This is a genomic window from Reichenbachiella sp. 5M10 (genome assembly GCF_002742335.1).
GTDB lineage: Bacteria > Bacteroidota > Bacteroidia > Cytophagales > Cyclobacteriaceae > Reichenbachiella.
This window is the reverse complement of sequence record NZ_MDGR01000007.1, coordinates 3,864,811-3,890,233: the sequence shown is the minus strand read 5'-3', so window position 1 is coordinate 3,890,233 and position 25,423 is coordinate 3,864,811. Positions and strand designations below refer to the sequence as shown.

23 protein-coding genes are annotated in these 25,423 nt (G+C 45.4%); 12 read left to right on the top strand and 11 right to left on the bottom strand.

Annotated features, from left to right (window positions below; genetic code table 11):
• Nucleotides 1–50 precede the first annotated feature (50 nt).
• Nucleotides 51–740 carry a TVP38/TMEM64 family protein gene (locus tag BFP72_RS15765; protein ID WP_099600054.1) on the top strand — a complete coding sequence of 230 codons (690 nt, stop codon included), beginning with the start codon at nucleotides 51–53 and terminating at the stop codon, nucleotides 738–740.
• Here the strand turns inward: BFP72_RS15765 and BFP72_RS15760 are convergent.
• Both BFP72_RS15760 and BFP72_RS15755 read right to left on the bottom strand, forming a co-directional pair.
• On the bottom strand, nucleotides 706–2,337 hold the full coding sequence (locus tag BFP72_RS15760; RefSeq protein WP_099600053.1) for a mechanosensitive ion channel family protein: 1,632 nt from the start codon (nucleotides 2,335–2,337) through the stop codon (nucleotides 706–708). The two genes, BFP72_RS15765 and BFP72_RS15760, sit on opposite strands and share 35 nt — an antisense overlap.
• Before the next feature lie 37 nt (nucleotides 2,338–2,374).
• Entirely contained in the window at nucleotides 2,375–3,286 is a 912-nt protein-coding gene (locus BFP72_RS15755; RefSeq protein ID WP_099600052.1) for a prolyl oligopeptidase family serine peptidase, read from the bottom strand.
• Nucleotides 3,287–3,627: 341 nt separating this feature from the next.
• On the opposite strand from BFP72_RS15755, the gene BFP72_RS15745 reads away from it, so the two are divergent.
• From BFP72_RS15745 to BFP72_RS15725, 5 genes are all read left to right on the top strand, one after another.
• Nucleotides 3,628–5,082, top strand: coding sequence for a BatD family protein (locus tag BFP72_RS15745; RefSeq protein WP_099600050.1), 1,455 nt, complete (start codon nucleotides 3,628–3,630; stop codon nucleotides 5,080–5,082).
• 80 nt (nucleotides 5,083–5,162) lie between these two features.
• Nucleotides 5,163–6,239 carry a chorismate synthase gene (gene aroC, locus BFP72_RS15740; protein ID WP_099600049.1) on the top strand — a complete coding sequence of 359 codons (1,077 nt, stop codon included), beginning with the start codon at nucleotides 5,163–5,165 and terminating at the stop codon, nucleotides 6,237–6,239.
• A gap of 86 nt (nucleotides 6,240–6,325) precedes the next feature.
• Entirely contained in the window at nucleotides 6,326–6,724 is a 399-nt protein-coding gene (locus BFP72_RS15735) for a hypothetical protein (RefSeq protein WP_099600048.1), read from the top strand.
• Nucleotides 6,725–6,857: 133 nt separating this feature from the next.
• On the top strand, nucleotides 6,858–8,267 hold the full coding sequence (locus BFP72_RS15730; RefSeq protein WP_099600047.1) for a dicarboxylate/amino acid:cation symporter: 1,410 nt from the start codon (nucleotides 6,858–6,860) through the stop codon (nucleotides 8,265–8,267).
• A gap of 84 nt (nucleotides 8,268–8,351) precedes the next feature.
• Nucleotides 8,352–8,951, top strand: coding sequence for a NifU family protein (locus BFP72_RS15725; RefSeq protein ID WP_099600046.1), 600 nt, complete (start codon nucleotides 8,352–8,354; stop codon nucleotides 8,949–8,951).
• Between the two features lie 48 nt (nucleotides 8,952–8,999).
• On the opposite strand, the gene lipB is transcribed toward BFP72_RS15725, so the two are convergent.
• Complete coding sequence (gene lipB / locus BFP72_RS15720; RefSeq protein WP_099600045.1) at nucleotides 9,000–9,716, bottom strand: lipoyl(octanoyl) transferase LipB; 717 nt, start codon at nucleotides 9,714–9,716, stop codon at nucleotides 9,000–9,002.
• A gap of 14 nt (nucleotides 9,717–9,730) precedes the next feature.
• Nucleotides 9,731–10,366 carry a carboxypeptidase-like regulatory domain-containing protein gene (locus BFP72_RS15715; RefSeq protein WP_143520100.1) on the bottom strand — a complete coding sequence of 212 codons (636 nt, stop codon included), beginning with the start codon at nucleotides 10,364–10,366 and terminating at the stop codon, nucleotides 9,731–9,733.
• A 118-nt stretch (nucleotides 10,367–10,484) separates the two neighbouring features.
• On the opposite strand from BFP72_RS15715, the gene BFP72_RS15710 reads away from it, so the two are divergent.
• The 5 genes from BFP72_RS15710 (at nucleotide 10,485) to BFP72_RS15690 (ending at nucleotide 14,724) form a co-directional block, all read left to right on the top strand.
• Nucleotides 10,485–10,862: a metalloregulator ArsR/SmtB family transcription factor gene (locus BFP72_RS15710; protein ID WP_099600043.1), complete on the top strand. Its 378-nt coding sequence runs from the start codon at nucleotides 10,485–10,487 to the stop codon at nucleotides 10,860–10,862.
• Nucleotides 10,855–11,565, top strand: a complete 711-nt coding sequence (locus BFP72_RS15705; protein WP_099600042.1) for a YjjG family noncanonical pyrimidine nucleotidase — start codon at nucleotides 10,855–10,857, stop codon at nucleotides 11,563–11,565. The genes BFP72_RS15710 and BFP72_RS15705 overlap by 8 nt, the downstream gene beginning before the upstream one ends.
• An 80-nt stretch (nucleotides 11,566–11,645) precedes the next feature.
• Complete coding sequence (locus tag BFP72_RS15700; protein WP_099600041.1) at nucleotides 11,646–13,256, top strand: sensor histidine kinase KdpD; 1,611 nt, start codon at nucleotides 11,646–11,648, stop codon at nucleotides 13,254–13,256.
• A complete protein-coding gene (locus tag BFP72_RS15695) occupies nucleotides 13,253–13,942 on the top strand; it encodes a response regulator transcription factor (RefSeq protein ID WP_099600040.1) in 690 nt (229 codons plus the stop codon). Before BFP72_RS15700 ends, BFP72_RS15695 begins: the two co-directional genes overlap by 4 nt.
• 59 nt (nucleotides 13,943–14,001) lie before the next feature.
• Nucleotides 14,002–14,724, top strand: coding sequence for a HisA/HisF-related TIM barrel protein (locus BFP72_RS15690; RefSeq protein WP_099600039.1), 723 nt, complete (start codon nucleotides 14,002–14,004; stop codon nucleotides 14,722–14,724).
• A gap of 39 nt (nucleotides 14,725–14,763) precedes the next feature.
• Here the strand turns inward: BFP72_RS15690 and BFP72_RS15685 are convergent, their stop codons facing one another.
• From BFP72_RS15685 to BFP72_RS15655, 7 genes are all read right to left on the bottom strand, one after another.
• Nucleotides 14,764–16,230 (bottom strand): DUF5723 family protein, encoded by a 1,467-nt coding sequence (locus tag BFP72_RS15685; RefSeq protein ID WP_143520099.1) that lies wholly within the window; start codon nucleotides 16,228–16,230, stop codon nucleotides 14,764–14,766.
• A gap of 4 nt (nucleotides 16,231–16,234) precedes the next feature.
• A complete protein-coding gene (locus tag BFP72_RS15680) occupies nucleotides 16,235–17,869 on the bottom strand; it encodes a hypothetical protein (RefSeq protein ID WP_143520098.1) in 1,635 nt (544 codons plus the stop codon).
• Between the two features lie 152 nt (nucleotides 17,870–18,021).
• Entirely contained in the window at nucleotides 18,022–18,504 is a 483-nt protein-coding gene (purE, locus tag BFP72_RS15675) for a 5-(carboxyamino)imidazole ribonucleotide mutase (protein WP_099600036.1), read from the bottom strand.
• A gap of 4 nt (nucleotides 18,505–18,508) precedes the next feature.
• Nucleotides 18,509–19,645, bottom strand: a complete 1,137-nt coding sequence (locus BFP72_RS15670) for a 5-(carboxyamino)imidazole ribonucleotide synthase (protein WP_099600035.1) — start codon at nucleotides 19,643–19,645, stop codon at nucleotides 18,509–18,511.
• A 61-nt stretch (nucleotides 19,646–19,706) separates the two neighbouring features.
• Entirely contained in the window at nucleotides 19,707–21,509 is a 1,803-nt protein-coding gene (locus tag BFP72_RS15665; protein WP_099600034.1) for a hypothetical protein, read from the bottom strand.
• Nucleotides 21,510–23,618, bottom strand: coding sequence for a ferrous iron transport protein B (gene feoB, locus BFP72_RS15660; RefSeq protein WP_099600033.1), 2,109 nt, complete (start codon nucleotides 23,616–23,618; stop codon nucleotides 21,510–21,512).
• Between the two features lie 7 nt (nucleotides 23,619–23,625).
• Nucleotides 23,626–23,847 (bottom strand): FeoA family protein, encoded by a 222-nt coding sequence (locus BFP72_RS15655; RefSeq protein ID WP_099600032.1) that lies wholly within the window; start codon nucleotides 23,845–23,847, stop codon nucleotides 23,626–23,628.
• A 151-nt stretch (nucleotides 23,848–23,998) separates the two neighbouring features.
• Between BFP72_RS15655 and radA the strand changes: the two genes are divergently transcribed.
• Entirely contained in the window at nucleotides 23,999–25,384 is a 1,386-nt protein-coding gene (gene radA, locus BFP72_RS15650) for a DNA repair protein RadA (RefSeq protein WP_099600031.1), read from the top strand.
• The last annotated feature ends 39 nt before the right edge of the window (nucleotides 25,385–25,423 follow it).

Genomic DNA, 25,423 nt, shown 5'->3' with positions numbered 1-25,423 from the left:
TTTAAGGAACAAAACTAATCAATATCGGATATTCGCTCTTATTTTTTGCGATGACATTTGACAGATTGGGACAGCAGCGGTTTATTACACTTTTTAGACAAAACAAAAGCATAGGGATACTGATGCTCTGGATGGCTATTGTGCCACTTAGTGCGTCGGTGTTGAGTGCGTATTTTTTGGTGGGTAGGGAGGAGGCTATGTCAGAGTGGACGATGGTCGCTTGGCTGTTGCTCTACGGTTTGACAGCTGTAACGATGGCGATGGCCATCACCCCGACGACTTATGTGGCTCTATTGAGTGGTTATTTTTTTGGGTGGGAAAGCCTCGTAGCTGTGGTGGTGGCTTACCAATGTGCTTCAGTACTGGGATATGGACTGGCCAAGCTGCTCAATGAGGGATTTGTGTCTAACCTTGTCAAGGTGTACCCCAAAGCGAAAGGATATATGGACAATGTCAGCCAAAAACAGTGGGCTACCACTGTACTTTCTCGTCTTTCACCGGCTTTGCCTTTTGCTTTGATGAATGTCGTTCTTTCCTCGTCAGGTATTCGGTTTGTGCCTTTCTTTTTTGGAGGGCTGTTCGGGATGTTGCCTCGTACCGTCTTGTTTGTTTGGGTGGGGAGCAAGGCGCACGAACTCCAGGACGCCTTGTATCAAGATCAAGGAGTACTCTGGAGTTTGCTTATTTCACTTGTCGTGTTGTACGCTATTTACCGCCTTCTACGTCCTGCTTCTCCATAAAATACTTGTCTAGACGCTCGTTTAGATCCTTTTTGGTCAATGTGTATTCGGGAGACAGACTCAGCTGGCCAGGTAGATCCTCGACGTGTAGGGTTTGCGTTGGGAAGGCAAAATGAACACTCAATAGACGTCCTAGTTTGAGGATTTCGAGGATGATCTCTTGTCTGAATTTCAGCTCGTCTGACCAAGTCGGTGCTTCGAAGAAGATATAGAACAAAATGTCTAGTGACGAAGCACCCATGTCATTGAGATGAATTTCGAAGCGGTCTTTGTGGGTGTTGGGGTGAACATTGTGGATTTTTTTCAAGCCTTCGACGAACACTTCGATGCGTTCTGGAGGAGTATCATACTTGATGGCTAGTGTAGTTTTGAATCGTCGATATTGTCGTAGACCGTTGTTGTCGATGGTACTGTCGGCTAACTGGCCGTTGGGTATATAGATCAGCGAGTTGCGAAAGGTACGTATACGTGTGGAGCGAAAGCCCACTTCTTCTACCGTGCCGTCTATTTCTCCAGTAGTGATCCAATCGCCTATCTGAAAGGGTTTGTCAACGAATATCATGAGCGAACCGAAGAAGTTTTTGATGGTGTCTTGGGCGGCCAAGGCAAACGCTAAACCTCCTATGGATAGACCTGTGAGAAGAGGCAGAATCGGAATGCTCAGATTGTCCAAAATCAAAAGACCACCAACAATGACGACACAGATACGAAGGATTCGTTTGAGTAGAGGGACCAGTTGGTCATCTAGTGAACTTTCTGTTTTGCTGACCCATCGCAGCATGAAAATTTCTACGATATTGATCAGTCGCAAAAAGGCAATCATTCCAAAGAAAGGCACGAGCCCTTTGATAGCCAACATGACATAGTAGCCGACCTCCTTGGGGAGCTGTAGCATCGGATAGACCACTGCCAAACTTAAGAATACAGCCATGGTACCGATGGGTTTGGCTACTGGTAAAATGTATCTATTGCCAACCTCTCTATGGGAGACTTTGTCAAGGACTCGTACGATGAGCTTTTCAAAGACTAGAGAAAAGAGCGCACGAACAAGGTAGCTGAAGACGAAGATGGCCACAATGCCGATCCATTGCCAGATCTTTAGCCCGAGAAAGTAGGCCCCTAGTTTGTCTTCTTTGGCTTCTTCACTGAGGATGAAGTCTGTGCCAAACTTGAAAAGCTTTTTATGTACCGTGTCGATTTGAGCCATTTCTGGCGGTTGGATTTGCCAACGCCCATTCTTTCGCAGGAGAAATACGTCGGGGTATTCTTCCATGAAGGCGTATCGATGCTCATTGGTCAGCGAATCAAAATAGTCCTGCTCCTTGGGAACCTTGTCAAAGAAGATGTAGATGCCAGCACCTTCTAGAATTTGCTCTAGTTTTTTGGTATATTCTATTTTTTCTTCGGTTTTCATCTTGTAGTTGTTGAACAAGATGGATGCGGCAGACAGGTTTTCTTCTTCTCCTTCTGTGTTGGTAACGAAGGTTTGTAGTGCTTCGTAGGGAGACTCTAAGCGTGAGGTGATTGTGTCTTGCTGCACACGAGCAAGCGAAGAGAATGATACGGCTAGAAATAGGACAAGTAGTGATTTCTTCATGAAGTCAAGTAGTATGTTGCTGTAGCAAAATTAGAAATTATTGTTTGCTCTGTGAGAGCATCCAGTTGTAAATATCCTCTCCAGCATAGACCCTTTTCCAGGTGTCATGTCCAAGGTCTTCTTCTGTGGTGAATTTGAATTGACGATGACCCAACGAGTCGAGTGCATTCATGCCAGGGTAGAAGTATTCTACCTTGATGACTTCATCTCTGCCTCCTGCAAAGCACCAGATTGGTGTTTGGTGATGCGCCAAGGAGGGCATCAAGTCTGGATGACCCCATCCCACTACAGGGTGTATGGCCGCAAAAAGGTCGGGGTGTTTGCTACCCATGTACCAGGTTCCGAATCCTCCATAGCTCAGCCCCGAGAGGTAGATCTTACTTTCATCCACCCGGTATTCATCTTTGACCTGTGCGATCATATGGAGCAAATCCTTTTCGACCATTTCCCAACCTCGCATCGGGCCGTATTGCTGGTAGGGGAAGGAGTCGTTGGCTACTTGACCATTCATCGGGGAGTGAGTTGTAAAAAAAGCTTCTCGCTGAGGGGTTCCAGACTTTAGTCGCTTAGGAGCCTTGTTGAGGTCTCTATTTTGCAGATAGGGTATGCCCAAAGTGTCCAGCCCAAACATGTGGAGCTGGGGCATGATCATCAGGAAGGGGAGGTCGCGGCGTTGCACCCATGCTTCGTAGATGGGGCCATGTGCCATGGTATAGGCGAGTTCTTCTTGTCCGTTTCCTCGTTCGCCATTGCCATGCAAAAATAAAATCACAGGCCAGTCTTTGTCCTCACTGTCGTACCCTTTGGGTATGTAGAGGTAGTAGTTGCGTTCGGATTGATCTGTGTCACTGATGTATGGGATTGTTTCGAGTCTTTCGGGACTAGGGGTAGGAGGGTGACATGCCACACATGTGAGCAGAGCGAGTAGTAGTAAATAGTTCGTTTTCATAAGACACAAAAAAGCCACAATTAAGTGGCTCAATTTAGTGGGATAATTTAAAATGTTTGTCAAGAATCTTGGGGTAAAGGTGTCCAAATTTTTCGTAGCACCATGACCTTAGCTTTTCGATATGCTCGCCTACAGAGGCGATGGCTTTGGTGAGCTCTTTTTCGAACAGTGACCTGTCGAAACTTACTTTCGACAAAATCGTTTTGGAGTATTCTAACATTTTGCGGTGGGTTTTTAGAAAATAAAGACTATTGTGTACACTGCTCGTCTAGCAGCCAAATAGCAATGATCAATATAAGAATAATCGATTACATTTGCAATTTGTCAAAGTAAATACGGCTATGAGTAAAGTAGGTTTTTCCTTCGTTATTTTATGGATGGTTTTTGGTTCTGTTTTGTCAGCTCAAGACGTTTCTATTGAGCTGGGACAGACCGATATTGCCCTCAATCAGATGTTTACGATCACGATCAAAGTCGAGAACGCTAGGTTGCAAAACTATGGTGGTTTCCCAGAAATAGAGGGTTTTCAGAAGCGAGGCACATCTTCGTCCTCTTCTACGAATTTTATCAATGGGGTGCGCAGTTCTACCCAGAGCTTGACGCAAAATTACTTGCCAGTATCAGAGGGAGAGCACCGTCTGCACCCGTTTAGGATGACCATCAATGGCCAATCGTATACATCCGAAGGGCAGCTCATCAAAGTAGGGCCAGCCATGCAACAGCAACAGCGCCGGAACTCTGCTGACCCGTTTGGGTATGATCCGTTCGAAGAGCTGTTTGGTCAGCGCAACCGCAACCAGCCGCAGGAATTTATCGATGTGGAGGCAGATGCTTTTTTGGCTTTGACGACAGACAAATCTTCGGTATATCCAGGCGAAGGGTTTACGATGACGTTGGCCTTTTATGTTTCTCAAAAGAACCGTGCAGAGATGCGTTTTCATCAGTTGGGTGAGCAACTTGAGGATATTATAAAAAAAATAAAACCGACCAACTGCTGGGAGGAGAATTTCAATATAGAAAGTATCACCGCTGAGCCAGTCAAGATCAATGGCGAAGAGTACAATCAATTTAAAATATACCAAGCGACCTATTATCCTCTCAATGAAGAGACGATAGAGATACCGAAAGTGGGCTTGGAACTCATCAAATACCAAGTGGCAAAAAACAGGACCTACTTTGGTAGAAACAAAAAGGAGGAGTTGGTGATGTTTTATACCAAGCCGAAGAAGGTGACCATCAAAGAAATGCCCGAACACCCGCTCAAAGAAAGTGTAGCGGTGGGTAACTACACTCTCAAGGAAAAGATAAGCGCCGAAGAGCTGCGGACAGGTGAAAGTTTCAGCTATGACTTTAGTATAGTGGGAGAGGGAAATATCTCAGCAATCAATGAGTTGGAACTGAATAGCGATGAGAATTTCGATTTGTTCGCGCCCAATATCAAACAGGATATCAGCCGAAGCAATGGTAAAGTAAGAGGAAGGAAGTCGTTTAGCTTTTATGGTATACCCAATGAGCCAGGTGATTTTGATATGGGTGAGTACTTCCATTGGATCTACTTCAATACCAAAACGGAGACTTATGACACGCTCAAATCCGAAATCGTGCTACATGTGACAGGGGAAAGCAAGAAGAATGAATCCATCTTGTCCAACGATATGGGGTCGTTTTATGATGGGATCGAGTTGGAAGACAATACATTGATATCGCTAGATAGTCGTAAAAACCTGCGAACTATCGTCAATCTTGTTATTTTTGCGCTCATAGGGATATCGATGGCTCTCATGTTTAAGAAGTAGCCATCTATAGCCGTAGACAACAGCCCATTTCAAGTACTACACGGTGGAGTCGGAGGTCGATTCCAGATAAAATTTATTAGATGAGCAATTCATTTGGATCTGTATTCAAGATCACTACTTTCGGAGAATCACACGGTAGAGCTTTAGGCGTGACCATCGATGGTTGTCCAGCGGGCATAGAGTTAGATATGGCTTTCATACAAGATGAACTGGCAAGAAGGAAACCAGGCCAATCCAAAATCACTACACAGCGCAAGGAGCCCGATTCGTTTGAGATATTGAGTGGGGTGTTTGAGGGCAAAACCACTGGTACACCTATGGCCATGGTGATATTCAATACTGATCAGAAAAGCAAAGATTACTCGCATATCGCTGAATCATATCGTCCTTCACATGCTGATTTTACGTACCAAGAAAAATACGGCATCCGAGACTATCGTGGAGGAGGACGTAGTTCGGCTCGGGAGACAGCGGCGCGTGTAGCAGCCGGAGCTGTGGCCAAACTGGCACTCCAGCAGCTCGGAATAGCAGTACAGGCTTACGTGTCTCAAGCCGGCACCATCAAGACGGATAAGGCATACCATGAGCTAGATTTGTCGCTCACCGAGTCCAACATCGTGAGATGCCCTGACGGTGAGGTGGCGGATCAGATGATCGCACTCATCGATAGTGTTCGCAAAGCAGGGGATACTATCGGGGGAGTGGTGAGCTGTGTGATCAAGGGCACGCCTGTCGGGTTGGGTGAGCCTGTGTTTGACAAACTGCATGCAAGATTGGGAGCCGCTATGTTAGGCATCAATGCCGTCAAGGGCTTTGAGTATGGTAGTGGCTTTGAGGGAGCCAAGATGCGTGGTTCTGAGCACAACGATATTTTTGATAGCGAAGGTGGAAAAGTCACGACCCGCACCAACCTGTCAGGGGGGATTCAAGGAGGGATTTCCAATGGAGAGGATATCTATTTCAATGTGGCATTCAAGCCTGTCGCAACCATCATGAGAGATCAGGAGTCCATCGATATCCATGGTGAATCGGTGACAGTGTCGGGTAAAGGCCGACATGATCCATGTGTCGTGCCAAGAGCCGTGCCGATCGTAGAAGCCATGGCAGCCTTGACGATCCTAGACTTTTACCTGTTGCAAAAAACTACGCAGCTTTAGGGACTTCAAATTAGGTGAAATAGCGGATTGAATTAGCTGAGAGAGGAAGGTTAACTTTGTTCTTTTTGAATTTAAACCAAAAGACTATGAGTTCCTTTTACGAAAATGAAGGCTTCGTCACGACCCATCTAGACCTTAGTGATAAATCGATGCACATCAAATGGGCAAAGCTATCCAATGACGCTGTGATTGAAGCGTGTTGTTTGGCTCAGATTGAGCAGGTCAAAAATGGAATTGTACGCATGTATCTTGACGTGTCAGATGCGGTGGGTGTACCCACCCAAGAGAGACAAAAGTGGTTCGAGACAGTTTTGTTTCCTGCATTTTCTGAGCACGGACTCAAGGTGGCTGTGACTATTTTGCCGAGTAGTGCGATTACAAAACTGGCTTCAAAAAAGTGGGTCAAAACGAGTTCCCCCTTTTCGTTTGATATGTTTGAAGCACAAGATTTGGAGGCAGCAAAAGAATTGGCAGCAGGGTACTGAGAATATTTTTCTAACATAGATTATCAAGCGGAAACTTAATTTGTTAAGTTTCCGCTTTGTTTTTTAAACAACCCCAAAATAATTTGTTGTACATCCGATGGTGATCATTCGGAATTAATCAATTACCCAAAAGATGAAAAAATTACCACTACATGTCAAAATCATTTTAGGCCTCGTGGCAGGTGTCATATGGGCCTTGGTGTCAAGTGCCTTAGGTTGGAATGAATTTACCATTACATGGATTGACCCGTTCGGCACGATATTCATTCGATTGCTTAAGTTTATTGCCGTGCCGTTGGTGTTGTTTTCGATCATCAGCGGGGTGGCAGGACTGAGCGATGTGAGTAAGTTGGGGCGCCTTGGTGGCAAGACATTAGGAGCTTACCTTGTGACAACTATCGTGGCAGTAGGGATTGGCTTGTTGCTGGTCAACATGGTCAAGCCGGGCACGTTCATGGATGATGAACAGCGAACTAAGAACCGTGTCTCCTATGAATTGTGGCTCAAGGACAATGGTATGGGAGCCCCAAAAGATGGTAAATGGTTTATCAATATGCCTGAAAATGCTCATTTGATGAATCAGGCAATGAACGAAGAGATTGCTGCGGAAGACCTCAAGGAGGTAGAAAAGAAAATGGCTCTAGCCAAAGCTCAGAAGGAGGCGAGTCCCCTACAATTTGTTGTAGAGATGGTGCCTGAGAACGTTTTTTTGTCGGTTTCTGACAACCGGTTGATGTTGCAAGTGATTTTCTTTGCCATCTTTTTTGGAGTGACGATCGTGATAGTGCCTCGAGACAAGTCCAAACCGGTAGTGGATTTTATCGAGGGGGTCAACGTGATCTTTCTCAAAATGGTTGACAATGTAATGAAAGCAGCCCCATTCTTTGTCTTTGCTTTGCTAGCAGGGGTGATCGCCAAGATGGCAGATACCCCGAGGGAGGTTTTGGAGATTTTTCTAGGTTTGGGGTCCTATTCGGTGACTTTGTTTGTGGGGCTAGCATTTATGGTCTTTGTGTTTTATCCGATGCTCCTCAAACTATTCGTCAAGAAAATCAAGTATCAGGAGTTTATCAAAAACATTAGCCCTGCTCAGTTCTTGGCATTTTCGACTAGCTCAAGTGCGGCTACTTTGCCTGTCACTATGGAGTGCGTCGAGGAGAACATGGGAGTGCCTCGAAACGTGACGAGTTTTGTACTGCCAATCGGCGCAACGGTCAATATGGATGGGACCAGTTTGTACCAGGCGGTGGCGGTTGTGTTCTTGGCACAGTTGCATATGGTGGATTTGACTTTTGCTCAACAGTTGACAATAGTATTGACGGCAACCTTGGCATCTATCGGAGCAGCAGCCACGCCGAGTGCAGGTCTGGTGATGATGATCATAGTGCTTCAGTCTGTAGGTTTGAACCCTGCTTGGGTGGCGATTATTTTTCCAGTTGACCGTATTTTGGACATGTGTCGTACAGTGGTCAATGTGACTGGAGACGCTACGGTTTGTTCGTTGATTGCAAAATCTGAAGGGGAGTTAGAAAAGTATTCCTAATCATCCCAACCAATTTATATGCTTCACGTCCTAAGTGATGTGGAGCAATTCCACTAGTTTTGTAAAAGAAGAAAAGATACAATCATGGAAGACGGAGTAAAAAACGCACCAGCAACGATATATTTAGAGTCCAACCCAAACCCAAACACGCTCAAGTTTGTGGTCAATTATTTTTTGATTCCTGAGGGGATGAATTTTGACTACCCGACAGTGGAGTCTGCGACCAATTCTACTTTGGCGCAGGAGTTGTTTACCTTTCCATTCGTCAAGGGAGTGTTCGTGATGAGCAACTTCGTGACAGTGACCAAGGATGCTGAGACAGACTGGGCCGAAGTACAAAATGGAATTAGAGATCACATCAAGGGATATTTGGATTCAGGACAGCCAGCTGTTGACCTATCCAAGGCCTATGAACAAGCGCATGAGGAACAAAAAACTACAGCACCAGTTTCGGACATGGACGAAAACATCAAAGGAATTCTTGATGAGTATATTCGTCCTGCGGTCGAGCAGGATGGGGGTGCCATCAGCTTTCATTCGTTTGAAGATGGAGTGGTCAAAGTGGTCTTGCAAGGATCATGTAGCGGGTGCCCATCGTCGACATTGACGCTCAAAGCGGGGATTGAAAACCTACTGAAAAGAATGGTGCCAGAGGTGAAAGAAGTAGAGGCGATCAACGGGTAGTACTAGTTGTCACCGAAGAATATGAAGAGCCCTGAGCAAGGGCTTTTTTTATACCCATTCAAAAGCAAACAGCTCGCCTAGGTGTCGTTTGAGCTTGAGCTCCACAGCTGTGAGGTCTTGTTTCTTGCCCAGTTCTTTTTCTAGAGATGTGACAGCTTTGTCATCGATCCCACAAGGCACGATGTTGCCGAAGTAGTGGAGGTCGGTATTGATGTTGAACGCGAACCCGTGCATGGTGACCCATCGGCTAGCTTTGACGCCCATGGCACATATTTTTCGGGCACGTTTTTCGTTTTTGTAATCTATCCAAACACCAGTGAGTCCGTCGATACGCCCAGCTGAGATGCCATAGTCAGCACAGGTGAGGATGATGGCTTCTTCGAGGAGGCGGAGATATTTGTGTATGTCGGTGAAGAAGTTGTCCAAGTCTAGAATCGGGTAGCCGACGATTTGTCCTGGTCCGTGATAGGTAATGTCTCCACCTCTATTGATTTTATAGTAAGAGGCTTCTTTGGCCTGCAAACCTGATTCGTCTAGGAGCAGATTTTCTTCTTTGCCAGATTTACCCAATGTATAGACATGGGGGTGCTGGCAAAACACCAGACGGTTTGGAGTAAGGGAGTGTTGTGCTGAAGGTAGTTGCCGGTTAGCAATTTTGATATCTACGGCCTCTTTGAATAATTTCTCTTGGTAATCCCAAGCTTCTTGATAGTCAATCAAACCCAGATGGATGAACTGGGTTTCCTTGTTGATGATGTGATTCATACGTGGGAGGAGAGTTACTCTTGTTGTCTTTTTTTCAAAGACTTGATGAAACGATTCCATGCAAATGGGTTGAGCAAGGAGATCGAGTTGGGTTGATATTGTAGGCTGTAGGCATTGGCCTGTTGCTCCATGTAGTATTCGTAGTTGCCACTTGATCCCATAGTCAGGTCGCCAGACATACGGTTGAGCATTCGTTGATCAACGTTGCGTTGCATATTGTTGAGATCGTATTGATTGGGTAGCTGCAGGGCTAATACGGCCTCCTTAAACATTTCTTCGCTAGGGAAAGCGAAGACTTCCAGTTCTTCGAGGTACGTAGTGTCACGCTTGAGGGAAATTACTACCGTGAGGTTGTCTCTGTCGCTGACTAGTACTGGTACAGTGAAATTTTCTTTGACAAAACTAACGGCACTGACGATGAGGCTATCGCCTTCTAGTACAGCCATGGAGAAATATCCGTAGGGATTGGTGGTAGTGCCTCGCCCTCCTTTTGGTGCATAGAGATGGACCCCAGGGATGCCCATTTCTGACTCTGCATCCACGATAATTCCCGAAAATTGGATGACCTTTCTGTCTTGTTGGGCAAAGGAATCTACCGACATCAGAGTCAGTAGTACAGTGGTCAATATCGTAGCGGTAAAAAGCTTCAAGGGTTTTGTTTTATTTAATGCTAATTTGCGTAAGAAAGTTTTCCAATAGTGTAAAAATACTAAATAATAGCGAAATGCGTGGAGGTAGTGTCGGCTGCCCTTCCAAAAGTCGTCTTCTATGAAACTTAAACATTTTAATATTCAATATGGTTCTCAGATATTCAAATCCTTTTCGGATGAGGCGAGAATTCGAATTCTTTCGTTATTGTTCAATCATGAGGAGCTATGTATTTCAGATATTGAGCATATTTTGGATTTTACGCAGACGAAAACTTCTCGACATATTTCATATCTAAAAAATGCTGGCTTGTTGAACTCCAGAAAGGATGACCAATGGGTGTTTTATGAGATCAAGGAGGAAGTGATGGGGTTGGTGTCTCAAATATTCAAATATTTGGATAAGGATGTACAGCTTCAGAAGGACGATGAGGTGTATCAAGTACTAAGGTCCAATCGGGAATTGGCGATGAACAAAAGACAAAACAGATTTGAGTAAAACGTACAAATACATATTCTTTGATTTGGATCATACCTTGTGGGATTTTGATGGCAATGCCAAGCAAGTGCTCAGGGATCTCTACGAGTTGCATGATTTGGCTAGACTAGGGGTCGTCTCATCGGAGCACTTCATCGAGCGGTTTTTTGAGACCAATGATGCGTTGTGGGCCCAGTACAATGTGGGTGAGATAGACAAGTTCTATCTGCGTAATCAGCGTTTCAGGTTGGTGTTTGAAAATGCGGGGGCTTTGATGTCTCTAATCAGCGAGTCGTTTTTGAAGGAGTTTAACAAACAGTTTCTCCAAGGAAATCCAAAGCAAAATCGACTCATGCCTGGAACGATAGAAGTTTTGAACTATCTCCATACCAAATATCCTTTATTCATCATTACCAATGGATTCGAAGAGGTACAGTCCATCAAGATGGAAAACTCCAAAATTGATGGATATTTTGATCGAATCATTACTTCTGAGAAGGCCGGGTTCAAAAAGCCATTTGCGGGGATATTTAATTACGCCATGAAATGGTCAGGTGCAAATGCAGAAGAGTCTATCATGATCGGAGACAACCTAGACACGGATATCAAAGGAGCGCGTGACTATGGTATGGATCAGGTGTATTTCAATCCAGAGCGAAAGCCGCACCAAGAAGAAGTAACTCATGAGATTCAACAGCTAGACGAGTTGCTGGGTATTCTCTAATCGATGAGCAAGAGCTTGTGGGGCTCGTTAAAAATAGTTAAAAGAGGAGTCGCCAAAGGCTAAAAGCGTAAATTTGATCAATGGCGCGAATCAAAATTAGATGGCTAGTCTTGGCGATGGGTGGGGCTTTAGTTGGCTTGGTGGTCTTTCAGATCGCTTGGTTGGACAATGTCATTGGCTCCAACGAACAGGCGTTCAAGATGAACGTCCAGAGTGCCATGGAAAGTGTCGCATCCAAACTCGAGAAACGGGAGGCATTGGAAGTGACGGTAGACAATTTTCATACGGATTTCATGTACAAGAGCCTCTCCAATGTAGACAGCAGTCATGTAGAGTTGATTGAGAGCACCTTTGAGAAAAAAATCATTGACATTCAAGATCTGGTGAAAGATTCGACCAATCGCCCAGAATGGATGAGCTTTTATTTCAATTCGGAAACGGGTGAAGAAGGACTCAAAAGTACAGAAGTGAAACTCTCGGAGGACCTGAATGGGAATGATAACAAGGTCATTTATTTGGGTGAAGACCCAGATACCGTCCGGACAACCAAAAGGGAGTACGAGAAGCGGTTGAGGCATGTGGCCAAGAAGACTGAGTATGTGCAGTTGGCGTTGCGCGAGCTGTTTTCGGGCAAGAGGAAACTTGTAGATAGACTGAATACGGAAGATTTGGACTCGTTGATTGCAAGTAGCTTGGCGGACAAGGGAGTCTATCTGGAGTTTGATTATGCGGTATATGACCCACTCGAAGGCGTGGTGATGCATGACAAGGATGGCGAAAAAGTGTTGGAGTCCGACTTGAAGATTAGCCTCTACCCCAATGATATCATTGGAGAAGTAGGGTATTTGTATGTCCGCTTTCCTCATCAGAAAAGGTATATTTTGGGGCAAGTGTGGATGACCCTTTTGTCGTCGTTGTTTTTTATTTTGATCGTTTTGTTTTGTTTTAGTTTCGCAGTACATACAATTCACAAACAAAAGCAACTATCAGAAATCAAAAACGATTTTATCAACAATATGACACATGAGCTTAAGACACCGATCTCTACGGTGGCTTTGGCAAGTGAGGCTTTGCGTGATCCTGAGATTCAGAGTACCGCATCGCTAAAGGACAGGTATCTGGGCATCATACAAGATGAGAACAGCCGTCTAGGGATGCAGGTTGAGAAAGTACTACAAATGGCGGTGATAGACCGGAATGATTTCGAACTCAAACTGGAGACGATCAATATTCATTCGATCATTGAAAATGCCTTGGATAAGAGCTTGATTCAAGTATCGAGCCGAGGAGGACGGGTTTCTAAAGAGTTGAATGCCATCAAACAGGAGTTGGTGGCAGACCGTGTGCATCTAACCAATATTATTTTTAATCTACTGGACAATGCTGCAAAATACTCGCAGGGAACTCCAGAGATCTGTGTGATGACTGAGGATACCGCCGAAGGAATCGTGATCAAAGTGCGTGATCATGGCATTGGGATGTCTCGGGATGGAATCAAGCGAGTTTTTGAGAAATTTTATAGGATACCGACAGGTAATTTGCATGATGTCAAGGGGTTTGGCTTGGGGTTGTCCTATGTCAAGAGTATGGTCGAGGCGCATGGCGGTGAGATCAGTGTACAGAGCGAATTAAAAAAGGGGAGTGAGTTCAAGGTGTATTTCCCGTATGAAAACAAAAATAAAACAGTATGACTAAAATATTGGTGGTAGAAGATGACCCGAATTTGGGACAAATTCTCAACGAATACTTGCAGCTCAAGGGCTATGAGACAGTGCTGTGCAAAGATGGTGAAGAGGGGTTTGAGGTGTTCAAGCGTGAGTCGTTTGATTTTTGCATTTTGGATGTGATGATGCCCAAGAAAGATGGCTTTACTCTGGCACAGGAAATTCGAGAGGTCGACCGCAACATTCCGTTGATTTTTTTGACGGCCAAGTCGATGAAAGAGGATACCATCGCAGGACTAAAGATCGGTGCGGATGATTATTTGACCAAGCCTTTTAGCATGGAAGAGCTTATTTTACGTATTCAGGCTATTCTCAAGCGGAGTGGTGGGCTATCCAATAGTGCTACACTAGTGAGTAAGTTTGAGCTGGGATCTTTGACGTTTTATTATGATAAGAGTCTGTTGGTACGCCCATCGGGGGACGTGAAGTTGACCTCACGTGAGAATGAGCTGTTCAAAATGCTATGTGACAACATGAATCAGACCATGGAGAGAACAGCGGCACTCAATGCCATCTGGAAGGATGACAGTTATTTCAATGCTCGGAGTATGGATGTGTATATTGCAAAATTGCGAAAGTACATCAAGGAAGAAGAGCAAATTCACATCTTGACCATACACGGTCAGGGATTTAAGCTTGTCAAAGTAGAGTAATTATCGTATTTTTTTGCTATCTCTGTTTTACAGAGTAAAACATTAAACCACAGCCCAATATGCAACTCGTCCCGTCCATTGCCATCAAAGATGGAAAAGTCGCCCGTGTGACTAAAGGTGATTTTTCGAAGGCAACTATCTACGACCAAAATCCGATTGATTTGGCCCAGCAGTTTCAAGATCATGGAGTCACTAGGCTGCACATGGTTGATCTAGATGGGGCCAAAAAGGGGAAGGTTATCAATTACAATATTTTGGAAGCCGTCGCAGGCTATACTGATTTGGCCATCAATTTTTCTGGTGGTGTACATACAGATGGTGACATCATGAAAGTCCTCGAGTGTGGTGCAGAGAGTGTGACTTGTGCGACGATGGCAGTGTACTCTCCGGATGTGTTTGCCTCATGGATTATGTCTTATGGGAGAGAGAAAATCGCCATGGCTGCAGATAGTTTGGATGGACAGATTCGCGTCGGGGGCTGGCAAAAAGATACCAAAATTGATGTGCACTCACATATCGCCTATTTTTATGACCGTGGATTGAAGTATCTTAAAACAACCGATATATCTAGAGAAGGAGTCTTGTCAGGCCCCTCGGTGGATCTTTATAAAGACATTCTACATCACTACCCCGGGATTTTCTTGTTTGCGAGTGGAGGGATCAGGGGGGAAGAAGATATCATACAACTCAAAGCTCTTGGGGTACATGGCGTAATATTTGGCAAAGCTTTTTATGAAGGGCACTTGACGCTCAAGCAAATCGAAAAACTATGTGCGAGCTAGAGTAGAGGATGACGCTCTCTCTCGTGCGCTGAGAGCGTCCTATTCGTTGTAGATAGGGCGCCTTTTTTGCTTAGGTACGATGAAGTAGAGTCCGTCACTTTTTTCTACTTTTCGCCCTTCTCCATATTCTAGCGGATGCTCTAGATCTTTTTGCGAGTCCTTTTGTGTTTTGGAAGCACTGACCTTATTCCTTCCGAAAATGAAGTTGATGCCAAACTGTATGTCGAAAGATTTCATGTTGGGTACATCCCAAGATTTGAGAACTTGGTCACTAGCGATGTAGAGTTGCAGTGCGCCTAGCGTGACCTCTGCTGCTAGCCCGAGATCTATCCCTTGTTGTGGTTTTTTGATGATATTTCCTGATACGGAGAATATATTGCCCAGTTGTCTGGTATAACCGACAGCATAGAGCATGCGCCAAGAGCCTTGGACGATTCGTGACGAGACAGTAGCCGTGACTTTGTCCTTTGGACTGAGATGGTACATGCCACTAGCATACACGCTGGTGTTGAGGCCTGATCGGTAGGACTTGTAAGTCACCGAGTCATCTAGCTTATTGAGGAGTGAGTCACTGATGATGTCTTCGATGTTGTCGGCATCTTTGAAGCTGAAGTCACCAAAGTTGATAGTGGTGTCGGCGACAATATAATTGCGAGGATCAGCCTTCCAGTTGATGAATCCTAGGTCGTTGATTGCTACAGAGGTACTGAACTTATCGTTGATACGCCAGTTGGCACCTAGATCTATCCCAAAGCCTAAGTTGTCGTTGTAGGTGAAGTATTCTTGGATTTCTTCGTTTGAGCCATCTTCCAAGATGTTGAGTCCTGAGGTGTTTACCGCCGTGTTTTTGATTTGGAGTTGGTGTTGATAGTCATCGTCTATGGTCACCGATCCCGAAAATTGAGTGTCAGAAATGGCACTGACCATTCCATTCAAGAACTTGCCTCTGATGCCCACTTCTAGTTTTTGTTTGGGGAATTTTTTCCAAAGGCCTAGGCCATATTCACGGTAGTACCTTGAGTCTGTCAAGGTGTTGGTCAAATCCAATGTCTTGCCGATATAGGATTCGTTTCCGTTCCAGGCAAAGTCTACGAGATCATGACTGTAAAAGGACTTGGTAGAAATTCGTTCCCGGACAAATATAGATATGGCGGTATTGTTGTTGGGTTTGATGCCCAAATAGAAGGTGGAGATTTCAGCTACGACGCCTAGATAATTGTGCTCTTGGGATTGATTGACAAAGTTGTCAAAATCATAGACCTTGTTGCCATCTTCGTCCATAGTGACCATGTCATTGTAGCTGACACGTGAGTTGACGTCTACAGCCAGCCCAGACATGAGAGGCAATCCAAAAAACACTTTTGCCTCAGGGACATAGGATGCGTTCATGTTGTTGCCTTGGAAGGTTCTGTTGCCAAGATGGTATAGGGATAGACCCGATTGGGCGTTTGCCGCAAAATTGATGCAGAACAGGAGCAAGGTGGTGAGGGTTAGATTTGCTTTCAATGCTTTATAGTTCTATGTCTAGAGTGGCTTGCACTCCCAAAATAATTTCTAATTCGTAGTCTGCGTATATTTTGACGTAGGTGTCATTTATCGCATCATAACTGTCGATGTTGAGCAACAGACGTAGTGTTGGTTCGTTGTTGAGCGCCTCGATGCCCTCTCCATATATTTTGACGAAACTGATGTTTTCAGAAGGGTCTTGTACTTTACCGTTGGAGGGAACCTCCGGGGAATTAAATACAGTGACTTGATCTAATTGGTAGACCACCGCACTGTCTATGTCTAAAAATTGGAGATCAATCGTGCCGCTGAGAGGGAGTCGGTTGAGTGTCTTGATTCGGAGGAATAGGGAGTCCGCCTCTTCAAAATCGATGTCTTCTAAGCTGTAGTCTATGTTTCTGGCAATGTTGCTGATCTGTAGTTCGAGAGGAAGTTCTATTTCCATGATTGTCGTAGCACTGCTGTTTTGGTCGACAAAGTTACGGTCCTCGATAGGTACGATGTTGTTGCTGTTGCTGTAGTTGCTTAGGGCATTGATCGCAAAGTCTAAGCGGTTGGGAGCATTGCTAAATAGCTCACCAATATTGGAATTGCTATTGTTGATCCGGATGGTGGAACTTGTCGTTGATCCTACAGAATAGATGTCTGGGGCATTGACAAATTGTGGAGACTCGGTGATGCTGCCCGAAAGAGTGACTTGGTCACCATCTGCATTGGTGGACACGATTTGATTGAGTTCTAGACCCATGGTGACCCCAAAGGAGTTGTCTATGGTCAACCGAACCTCTGGGTTGTTGAATTTAATGTCTCCATCTAGTTCGTCAAAGAAGTCCATTTCGATGACTTGGGAATCAATGGATAAGTTCTTTTCTCCAAAATACCCATAGATTGTTTCGAATGTAGCATCGGTGATATCAATGCGGTACTGAAATACATCAGTGGCATACACACTGCCACCTTCGGGTATTTTCAATGTGCCGTTAAAAACACCTGTAAATACGTTTTCGTTGGTACTGTTTTTTGTGGTTTCGGTGATGTGCCCTGAGAGGGTTTGGCTTTGATTACCTGTCCCGTTTGGTGCTACGTTAGCGTTGAGGACGATGGGGAGACCAGTATTGCGGTCGATTATGTCGTTGATTACCATCTCAAATTCGAGATCTACATCAAAGGTCGATTCGTAGGTGATGGTGATTGTTCCTCCGTTGTAGAGGAGAGAGTCTAGTTCTTCGCCATCTTCGATGGGGTAAATGAACTCTAGGTTTTGAGAAAAATTCAAATCTCCCGCTTCGATGGGCGAGGCGTTGGTGATTTCTGCTGGAGACTCGATTTGTCCTTCGTTGCTGTTGTCATCGATGACTACAATCTGGTCTACATCAGTGAATTCCGTGGTGTCACGGTAGATTAGCGATAGTATGCCGGCTTGAGTGGTATCTACCTCCAACTGTTCGTCTTGTAGGTCCTCGATGAGTTCTCCAGCGGTATATGTTGTGTTGCCCAGTGGAGCTACTACCGTACCTGTATAATTGGGGAGCTCTATATTGTCAAAATCCAATTGGTCGGTGTTGCATCCAAAGAATGCAAGAGAGGCAAATAGGAAAGACGAAAACAGGTGGGGTTTTTGTCGGTTAAGATGTTTCAAGTTTATTCGGAGTTATATCACACATTTAGGCGTCCAAAATAGATCCACTAGCTGATGATGAAATGGTTTATGAATGTAAAATCGTAAAATAAACCTACTCTTAAACGTTCGATCTGGCAATTATTGCAGGAGCACAGGATTAAATCCAAATACTACAATTCCTTAATAGAATCTTCCACTTTTTGTTTCATGTCTAACTTGTATTTGGCTAGATTATTACCGATTTGAGTGTCATGGCTCCCAATGATTTGTGCTGCCAAGATGCCTGCATTTTTGGCACCATCTAGAGCAACAGTCGCTACAGGTACACCACCAGGCATTTGCAATATCGAGAGTATTGAGTCCCAACCGTCAATTGAGTTACTTGATTTGACAGGGACTCCTATGACAGGTAGTGTCGTCAGTGAAGCGACCATGCCGGGCAGATGTGCGGCTCCTCCTGCTCCTGCAATGATTACTTTGAGGCCTTTATCTTTGGCGGATTCTGCATATTCTACCATTCGGTGGGGGGTTCGGTGGGCCGAGACGATGGTGAGCTCGTAGGCTACACCGAGTTCTTCGAGTACTTGTGCTGCCTGGTTCATGATGTTGAGGTCAGACTTACTACCCATGATGATTCCTACTTGTGCTGTCATAGTATTATGCGATTATTTTGATGCTTTCTTTGAGTTTTCTTGCGGTTTGTTTCAAGGTTTGGAGGTCTTTGCCTACCAGTGTCACATGGCCCATCTTTCGATACGGCTTGGTGTGTTTTTTGCCGTACAAGTGGACGTGCATGCCTTTGATTCCCATGGCCTGATCGATCCCTTCGTATTTTGCAAGGCCTGTATGGTCAGGGTGCCCGAGCAGATTGATCATCACCGCACTGCCTTTGGTGTCGGTATCACCTAGAGGTAGGTTGAGGATGGCACGGATATGCTGCTCAAACTGCGAAGTGATGTTGCCCTCAATGGTGTGATGTCCACTGTTGTGCGTACGAGGTGCGCATTCGTTGACCATGAGATTGCCATCCTTGGTGACGAACATTTCTACGGCCAGTAATCCCACCATATCAAATTTTGATATCACGGTTTCAGCTAGTTCTCGTGCTCTGTTGCGTATGTCGAGATCAATCTCTGAAGGGGAAAAAAGAAATTCTACGAGATTTTGCTCTGGATGATACTCGAGTTCTACGACAGGGAAGGTAGTCATGTCTCCGTTTTCGTTGCGTGCTACGATGACCGATATTTCTTTTTGGTAGTCAACGAACTTCTCCAAAATAGAGGGGGCTTCAAACCCTTTATCCAGTTGTTCTGCTGTTTTGATGATCTGTACACCTCGCCCATCATACCCGTCTGTGCGGAGTTTGTTGGCGGCAGGGAGCATGTCGGTATAGTCCTGCAGGTCTTCCTTTTGGTGGATGAACACAAACTCTGAGGTAGGAATGTCATGATCTAGATAGAATTGTTTTTGGAGTCCCTTGTCCTTGATAGTTCTCAGGACGGAGGGTTGCGGAAAAACTTTCTTGCCTCGCCTTTCGAGTTCTTCGAGCGCTTCGACATTGACATTTTCGATTTCTACTGTGATTACATCACAGGGGTCTCCGAAAGCGAGGACTTCATCGTAGTTGGTGATGTCTCCGTTGACGAAGTGGCTTGCGAGGTTTTTACAAGGAGCGTTGGGGTCCGGGTCAATACACGAAATCTCTAAGTTGAGGTCCATGGCAGACTGGATCATCATGCGACCCAACTGTCCACCACCCAAAACACCAATAGAAATACTAGGATCAAAAGTCATAGAGCAATATTAGAATGAAAGCGCAAAAATAAGCGACCCGGTCTAAGTAGAGCAAGTATTTCTATTTTTTGATAATTCCCATCTTTTCCATGAGGGCGCTGGCGTTGAAACTGCGACAGGGACCAGGTGTGAGTTGGTAGTCGAAGTGGATTTCTCCATTTTCTAGTGTACTGTTGAAGCTGAAGTTATTCATCAGTGGGTTGCGCAGTTCGGCGAGTTCTACATCGTGAGTAGATATTAGTCCCATGCAGTTGCTGTTCGTGAGTTGACCGATGAGTGCGATAGCTCCTGTATGCCTGTCTTTCGTGTTGGTGCCTTTGAGGATTTCGTCGAGCAGGTAGAGAGTTGGCTGTTCTTCGCTCAGCTCATCGAGGAGCTGTTTGATGCGTCGGATTTCGGCGTAGAATGAACTGACGCTTTCTTCGAGGTTGTCCTGAGTCCGCATACTCGTGAAGATCCGAATGGGTGAGAAGGAAAGTGTCTCAGCTGCTACGGGGGCACCGGCCTGTGCCAGTACGAGGTTGATGCCTAGGGTACGGAGAAAAGTACTCTTGCCTGACATGTTGGAGCCAGTGACGAGAGCGAGTTTTCCTTTTCCCGAAAGAGAAAAATCATTGGAGACTGATTTTGTCGGGAGCAACAAGGGATGTCTCATCTTTTGGGTCGCAAATTGGCAAGGTTGGTCTTCTACTCGTGGAAAGCTGTAGCTTGATTCAACAAAGGTGTATGTCGCCAAGTCCGATAGTGCGACGACTTGATCTACAGCGGAAAACCATTGTAGAACCAAAGGGCTATGGTGTTGGTGCCAGCGCTTGATGCGGTGTATGATCATGAGATCGGTCAAAAGAAGGGAGTTGATGATTTGGTAAATCATGTTGCCTCGATTGGTGAGGAAATCTAGTGAGATGCGGAGTTGTCGGATGGCTGATGAAGCAGCGTGGTTTTTTCCGAACTTGTCCTTGAGTTGAGTGAGGTGAGGGCTTTCAAAATCACGGGTTTCGATATCACGAATGAGCAACTCATAGCCTTTGAGTAGACGGTTGAAGGCGCTTAGGTTTTTGGTCAGGTTGAGCAAGGGCTGGAAAACTACTCTCAAAAGTAGGAAGTTGATTCCTACAGCAAGGAAGATCCATTGAAAGGGGATTGCAAAGATCTCTATGCTAATGATGAGACTGAGTGTAGCGAGGGGGAGTGCGATTTGAGCGACAGACCATAGCGCGGGCAGGGGGACTTGGGTGTCTGACTCTAGTCCTTGGACGAATTCAGTCAAATCAAGTTTTTCTTCCTCTTTGTTGGCTACATGGACCAAACTGTAAGCGGTGTGTTTTTGATTCCAGTCTAAGTCTTCGCTGAGCTCGCGTATGGCTGCTTGACGTGCATTTATTTCCTCCGTTGTAGCGGGGCTAGAAAGCCAAGCAGCGAGGGTGTCTTGACTGCCAACAAAGCGACTCCTGTTGAGCAACTGAAACAACGAGTGTTTGCCAAAGATGTCTAAGTCTGGAGCGTAGGGATGACCACTATGCAAGTAAGAATTCCCATCTGGGAAGGTTTTGAGTTGTCGGTCGATGCGCAGGATTTCTTCATCGTTGACTTGTGTCAAACTCTTGGCAAGTTGGAGCTCAAAATTTTTGCGATTGTGTCGATTGATCAACAAACCAAAGCAAGGAACATAGAGTATAAAAGTGAATAAGGCAAAGGCTGTTTCACGATTTTGGAACAACAGATAAATGACATATGCCACGATCACAAAGCTGATGAACCGTACCCATCCGAGTACAGAAGCCTGTCTTTTTTTAGATAGATACTCCTGATAGAATTGATCTCTGCGCGATTCGAAATACTGTTTTTTGTCGTTGTGACTCATTTATTTGAAGACTTGGTAGGCTATCAATGCACACACGTAGGCTAGACCTGACATGTAAATCAATTGCAAAATAGGCCATTTGAGCGACTTGGTCTCTCGGTATACTACCGCGAGGGTACTCATGCACTGCATTGCAAAGGCGTAGAAGATCATGAGTGAGAGGCCAAGTGCAAAAGTGTACATCGGTCCACCGGTGATGGGGTTGACTTCTGCACGGAGTTTGTCTTTGATGGTGCTTTCATTTTCTTCGTCAGCGCCTACACTGTAGATCGTAGCGATTGTACCTACGAATACTTCACGAGCCGCGAATGAAGTGATGAGTGCGATACCTATTTTCCAATCGTACCCGAGAGGTCGAATCATTGGTTCGATGGACTTGCCAAGGATGCCTGCGTAGGAGTTTTCGAGGCGATATGAAGCCACCGCGTGATCCAAGGCCTCTACATCATTGGACAGTTCGGGGTGTGTCTGTGCTACGAGAGCCTCTGCATTTTCGAACTGATCACCTGGTCCATAGGATGCCAGCACCCATAGTATGATGGAGATCGCCAAGATGATTTTCCCTGCTTCGAACACAAAGGTCTTGCTTTTGGAGAAAATAGTAATCCAAACATTTCTCCATTTGGGCATACGGTAGAGAGGGAGTTCCATGATGAAGTAGCTGCGTTCTTTGACTTTGAGGATTTTTTGCAAGATTAATGCAGAGAAAATCGCTCCGAAAAAACCAAGTAGATACAAGAACATCAGAGTCAAGCCTTGTAGGTTGAAGATGCCGAGGACTTTTTGCTCTGGGATCACAAGTGAGATTAAGATGGCATAGACGGGGAGTCTTGCCGAACAGCTCATAAAGGGAGTGACAAAGATGGTAATGATACGATCCTTCCAACTTTCGATGTTTCGGGTAGCCATGATGGCAGGGATGGCACAAGCGACCCCAGAGATTAGGGGGACAATGGACTTACCGTTGAGTCCAAATTTACGCATGATTTTGTCGGTCAAAAATACGACACGAGCCATGTATCCAGATTCCTCCAAGATCGCAATGAAACAAAACAACAATGCGATTTGAGGGATAAAGATCACCACACCTCCTAGACCAGGGATGATGCCCTCTGCGATGAGATCGGTGAGGATGCCTGATGGCAGGTATTCGTTGGCTAGAGCGCTGAGCTCTGCGAATCCCATGTCGATCCAGTCCATGAAGGGGTTGGCCCATTCGAAGATGGCTTGAAACATCACAAGCAATACTGCCATGAAAATGAGGTAGCCGTAGATTTTGTGCGTCAGAATACGATCAAGTTGACTTGTTCGGGTTTTGACCTCCGTTTCGACGGTTTTGGTGACGACATCACGGAGTTTGTTGCGGATGATTTTGTACCGTTCGACAGTTTCTGTGGTCTGAAACTGCCGGTCACAGAAGTTGTACTTGACTTTAGCGTCTGCTATAAATTGCTTCTCTTCGTTGCTCAAAAAAGATTTGCTGTAGGTCTGCTGTGCGTATTGGTACGCTACATAGTCGTTTTTGAGGTTGAACTTGTCACGGATCACAGGTATGATCTCAGGCGACAATGTATTGGTGTCATAGAAGGGCTTGTAGTCTTGGCTTGTTTCATTGAGTATCTCGTCTTTGAGTTCTCCTAGCCCTTCGCCATTTCGTCCGTTGATGGGGATGACCTTGGTGTTGAATTCTTTCTCAAGGGCAGTGATATCGATGTTGATGCCTTGTTTGTTGGCGATATCCAGCATGGTGAGTACGAGGATCGTAGGCTGCCCGAGATCGATGATTTCGGAGAAAAGGAGTAAGTTCCTTTCGAGGTTGGAGGCATCGGCTACCGCGATGATTTTGTCCGGATAGTCGTGAGCATTTTCGTCGCTGAGGAAATCGAACACGACTCGTTCGTCCATAGACCGTGGGTAGATACTGTAGGTGCCAGGGAGGTCAAGGACGTTGGTGAGCGCCTCTTGATGCAGGTAGGTGCCGGAAACTTTGTCCATGGTGACTCCAGGGAAGTTTCCGACTTTTTGGTTCATACCCGTGAGCAGGTTGAATACCGACGTTTTTCCTGCGTTAGGATTGCCGACGAGTGCGACGTTGATAGCTTTTTTCATGCGAGGGTTATGAGAGGATGATAGTCTTGGCTTCTTCGACTCTCAAGGAGAGTGCATAGCCCGACACTTCGACACAAATCGGATCACCAAGTGGAGCAGCAAACTTCATGAGGATTTCTGTGCCCGGGAGCACACCCATTTCCAACAACTTGAGAGAGATATACTCGTCGGTGAAATCTTTGACCATGCCCTTTTGACCTGGAGTCAAATCAGCTGCTGATTTTTCCATTTGCGTTATTTAGAATCTTTTAAAATAAGGGCAAATCTATTCCTTTTGTCCTAGGGGTGCAAATATGCGGAGGTGAGATGTCTCATGTTCTACTTTTTGGGTTAAACCGATTTTAGATTTGTTAATTTCGTATCCTTAGAATCATGTACTTATGGCGAAAGCAAAAACTGTATTTTTTTGTCAAAACTGTGGCGCACAATCTGCCAAATGGGTTGGCAAGTGCAACAGCTGTGGCGAGTGGAATTCCTATGTAGAAGAAGTGATTGAATCTACTTCTGAGAAAAATGTCAAAATATGGAGTTCTCAAGAGCCGCAAAAGAAGGTCCCTAACCGGCCAGTGAAAATCAAGGAGGTACAATCCGAGAAAAGTGAGCGTGTCACGACTCACGACCAGGAGCTGGACCGTGTCCTTGGTGGAGGCATCGTAGCGGGGTCTTTGGTACTGGTGGGGGGAGAGCCTGGTATTGGGAAATCGACACTTTTTTTGCAGATGGCCTTGAAAATGAATGACCGCAAGGTGCTCTATGTGTCAGGAGAGGAGAGCCCTCAGCAGATCAAGATGCGGGCTGAGCGAATGGCCCCTTTGTCTTCGGACAATTGTTTTTTGCTAGCGGAGACCTCTGTGAGCCAGATTTTTCAACAGGTCCTTCAGGTACAGCCTGATGTGTTGGTCATCGATTCGATACAAACGCTCTACAGTGCCAAAATTGACAGTTCGGCGGGGAGCGTGAGTCAGGTACGCGAGTGTACCGGGGAGTTGCTGCAGTTTGCCAAGACTTCAGGGGTACCGGTATTCATGATTGGACACATCACCAAAGAAGGAAGTATAGCAGGTCCGAAGGTGTTGGAGCACATGGTGGATACGGTCTTACAGTTCGAGGGGGATCGTCATTTGAGTTATCGGATTTTACGTACGACCAAAAATCGCTTTGGTTCTACCTCGGAGATTGGTTTGTATGAGATGTTGGGCAATGGGATGCGACAAGTGACCAACCCGTCTGAGATTTTGATTTCTAATAAGGACAACCAACTCAGTGGAGTGACTATAGGTGCTTCGATTGAGGGCAACCGTCCCTTGCTTATAGAGACTCAAGCTCTGGTGAGCACCTCGGCGTATGGCACACCACAGCGATCTACGACAGGCTATGATGCCAAGCGTCTCAATATGCTCCTCGCCGTACTCGAAAAACGAGGAGGTCTTCGGCTTGGCAATCAAGACGTTTTTCTCAACATTGCTGGAGGATTGAAAATAGACGATCCAGCACTCGATTTGAGTATCTGCGTATCGGTGGTGTCCTCACATGAAGATCAGGTGATATCGTCCGACATTTGCTTTGCAGGTGAAGTGGGGCTGGGCGGAGAGGTGAGAGCAGTCAATCGCATCGAAAATCGAGTTTCTGAGGCTGAAAAATTGGGCTTTTCAGATATTTACATTTCTCAAGTGAATCAAAAATCTTTGGATCCATCCAAATTTCGAATAAAGATTCACTTTGTCGCTAATATTGTCGAGGTATTTAAGCAACTTTCGTCAGAGTGAAATAGAACACCATGTTCATTAGCCCGTACAGGGTTTAGA

Coding starts and splice junctions, on each gene's coding strand:
- radA (WP_099600031.1), top strand. CDS start 23,999: ATGGCGAAAGCAAAAACTGTATTTTTTTGTCAAAACTGTGGCGCACAA.
- BFP72_RS15760 (WP_099600053.1), bottom strand. CDS start 2,337: ATGAAGAAATCACTACTTGTCCTATTTCTAGCCGTATCATTCTCTTCG.
- BFP72_RS15655 (WP_099600032.1), bottom strand. CDS start 23,847: ATGGAAAAATCAGCAGCTGATTTGACTCCAGGTCAAAAGGGCATGGTC.
- lipB (WP_099600045.1), bottom strand. CDS start 9,716: ATGAATCACATCATCAACAAGGAAACCCAGTTCATCCATCTGGGTTTG.
- BFP72_RS15665 (WP_099600034.1), bottom strand. CDS start 21,509: ATGAGTCACAACGACAAAAAACAGTATTTCGAATCGCGCAGAGATCAA.
- BFP72_RS15690 (WP_099600039.1), top strand. CDS start 14,002: ATGCAACTCGTCCCGTCCATTGCCATCAAAGATGGAAAAGTCGCCCGT.
- BFP72_RS15765 (WP_099600054.1), top strand. CDS start 51: ATGACATTTGACAGATTGGGACAGCAGCGGTTTATTACACTTTTTAGA.
- BFP72_RS15695 (WP_099600040.1), top strand. CDS start 13,253: ATGACTAAAATATTGGTGGTAGAAGATGACCCGAATTTGGGACAAATT.
- BFP72_RS15755 (WP_099600052.1), bottom strand. CDS start 3,286: ATGAAAACGAACTATTTACTACTACTCGCTCTGCTCACATGTGTGGCA.
- aroC (WP_099600049.1), top strand. CDS start 5,163: ATGAGCAATTCATTTGGATCTGTATTCAAGATCACTACTTTCGGAGAA.
- BFP72_RS15730 (WP_099600047.1), top strand. CDS start 6,858: ATGAAAAAATTACCACTACATGTCAAAATCATTTTAGGCCTCGTGGCA.
- BFP72_RS15735 (WP_099600048.1), top strand. CDS start 6,326: ATGAGTTCCTTTTACGAAAATGAAGGCTTCGTCACGACCCATCTAGAC.
- feoB (WP_099600033.1), bottom strand. CDS start 23,618: ATGAAAAAAGCTATCAACGTCGCACTCGTCGGCAATCCTAACGCAGGA.
- BFP72_RS15700 (WP_099600041.1), top strand. CDS start 11,646: ATGGCGCGAATCAAAATTAGATGGCTAGTCTTGGCGATGGGTGGGGCT.
- BFP72_RS15670 (WP_099600035.1), bottom strand. CDS start 19,645: ATGACTTTTGATCCTAGTATTTCTATTGGTGTTTTGGGTGGTGGACAG.
- BFP72_RS15725 (WP_099600046.1), top strand. CDS start 8,352: ATGGAAGACGGAGTAAAAAACGCACCAGCAACGATATATTTAGAGTCC.
- BFP72_RS15745 (WP_099600050.1), top strand. CDS start 3,628: ATGAGTAAAGTAGGTTTTTCCTTCGTTATTTTATGGATGGTTTTTGGT.
- purE (WP_099600036.1), bottom strand. CDS start 18,504: ATGACAGCACAAGTAGGAATCATCATGGGTAGTAAGTCTGACCTCAAC.
- BFP72_RS15710 (WP_099600043.1), top strand. CDS start 10,485: ATGAAACTTAAACATTTTAATATTCAATATGGTTCTCAGATATTCAAA.